This window comes from Acinetobacter sp. VT 511, from assembly GCF_001077515.1.
Lineage (GTDB): Bacteria > Pseudomonadota > Gammaproteobacteria > Pseudomonadales > Moraxellaceae > Acinetobacter > Acinetobacter schindleri.
On sequence record NZ_LFRE01000116.1, the window covers coordinates 1 to 1,622 of the forward strand.

General features: G+C 52.2%; 4 protein-coding genes. 1 reads left to right on the top strand and 3 read right to left on the bottom strand.

The annotated features are described in order from the left end of the window. The 3 genes from ACS72_RS16060 to ACS72_RS19995 form a co-directional block, all read right to left on the bottom strand. Window positions 1–380 (bottom strand): ArsB/NhaD family transporter (locus tag ACS72_RS16060; protein ID WP_283936059.1); only part of this gene is annotated, 380 nt, incomplete at its 3' end. Window positions 381–393: 13 nt separating this feature from the next. Continuing rightward, window positions 394–819, bottom strand: coding sequence for a 2'-deoxycytidine 5'-triphosphate deaminase (locus tag ACS72_RS16065; protein WP_306387722.1), 426 nt, complete (start codon window positions 817–819; stop codon window positions 394–396). Window positions 820–946: 127 nt separating this feature from the next. After that, window positions 947–1,255, bottom strand: coding sequence for a substrate-binding domain-containing protein (locus tag ACS72_RS19995; protein ID WP_081405883.1), 309 nt, complete (start codon window positions 1,253–1,255; stop codon window positions 947–949). On the opposite strand from ACS72_RS19995, the gene ACS72_RS16070 reads away from it, so the two are divergent. Further along, window positions 1,175–1,622 (top strand): sensor histidine kinase (locus tag ACS72_RS16070; protein WP_048882699.1); only part of this gene is annotated, 448 nt, incomplete at its 3' end. The genes ACS72_RS19995 and ACS72_RS16070 overlap by 81 nt on opposite strands.

Below are 1,622 nucleotides of genomic sequence, written 5' to 3' on the forward strand. Positions count from 1 at the left end.
GTAACAGCAAAGGTCCCAATCATGACGGAGGGCAAATTGTTGAATAGATTGGAAAGCAGAGTGAGCATTAACCCTGACACAGCAATGATGCTGGCATTTCCTCCTTCTATTATAGGTTTCATCCACTGAATGATCGATGCGGTCATGCCTGCGCGGTGAAGACTATCTACAATAACATAAATGCTGAAAGCAAAGAGTAGAATGTGCCAAGGCGTTTGTGTTATCACATCTTTGAGTCCAGTCCGAGTGCGATACCAACGCATAGCGAGCATGAGAATAACACCAGTGATTGCAACTACCTCCATGCGTATACCGACTTGCTCAGCTAGAAAATATCCTGCACGGATAAAGACAACGATACCAATACAGACTCGGAACAACCACCAGTCTACTTTATTCTCGGATTGACAGCTTCAGGCCCTGCGCCTGGTAGTTCGATCCCTGCTCGCCATAGAGGCTGCGTGGCGTTGCGGTCATCCGCTCATAGACGAGACGCGCGACGATCTGGCCATGTTCCAGGATGAACGGCACCTCGCGCGAGCGCACTTCGAGCACGGCGCGCGCGCCGCGTCCGCCGGCTGCCGCATGGCCGAAGCCGGGATCGAAGAAGCCGGCGTAATGGGCGCGGAATTCACCGACCAGCGGATCGAACGGCACCATCTCGGCGGCATAGGCCGGCGGCACCACCACCGCCTCCTTGGAGGCCAGGATATAGAATTCGTCCGGGTCGAGGATCATCTCGCCCTTGCCGCGTGCCTGGATCGGCTCCCAGAAGTCGAGCACGTCGGCGGCCGCCTTCTTGTCGACGTCGATAAGAATATAAGCCTAATATACGAAAGAGGCCCTGCATAATGGTATGCGGGGCCTCTTTCGTATGCACCAGACTCACGGGACAGCAAGTACCTAACGAATCCATCTTCAAAAAAGAGCGGTTACCCTTTCCGAATTATGCCGATTCCCTTGGAATCAACGTGGTCGATAACATGACGGTTTCTTTTGGTGTCCCCGGGCGTTCGATTCGGCGTTGCAAAGCCTCGACCGCGCGCTGTCCAAGTTCCTCTTTGCACAGGTTAACTGTGGTCAGGGGTGGGGAGGACGTAACGGCAGAATGTACGTTGTCGATACCGATGACAAGACAATTTTTAGGTGTGGAGATGCCTATCTCCTGTAGTTTGTGCATCCATTGCAAGGCGATATCATCATTAACACCGATCCAGGATCTGGCGCTGGTACAGCCCAGAATGTCGCAGGACATTTTGAACAGGATCGTTCCATGTATGTATACCAGCAACTTGGCAGCACGTACGCTGACTGGACCATCGTCAAACAGATCCCGAATGAGACGTTATATGCCAGAGCCACCACACTTACGTGGAATAACGCGATGATTGCCATTGCGGCACTTGTATTGGTCATTGTTGCAACCTTGTTCATCTCCATCCGAATCACCGGTCCACTCAAGCAACTCATGCGGTATATGAACCAGATTCAAGCCGGGCGTCTGCATGTGGATATCCATCTATCCAGCCGAGATGAATTTGGGGTGCTCGCTCGTCATTTCCGGGATATGATGGATACGGTAAATAATCTTATTCTGCGGGAATATCGACTCGAAATCGCCA

What these genes read in the sequence shown, in the direction of transcription:
- ACS72_RS19995 (WP_081405883.1), bottom strand. Translation starts at nt 1,255, where the DNA reads ATGTCCTGCGACATTCTGGGCTGTACCAGCGCCAGATCCTGGATCGGT.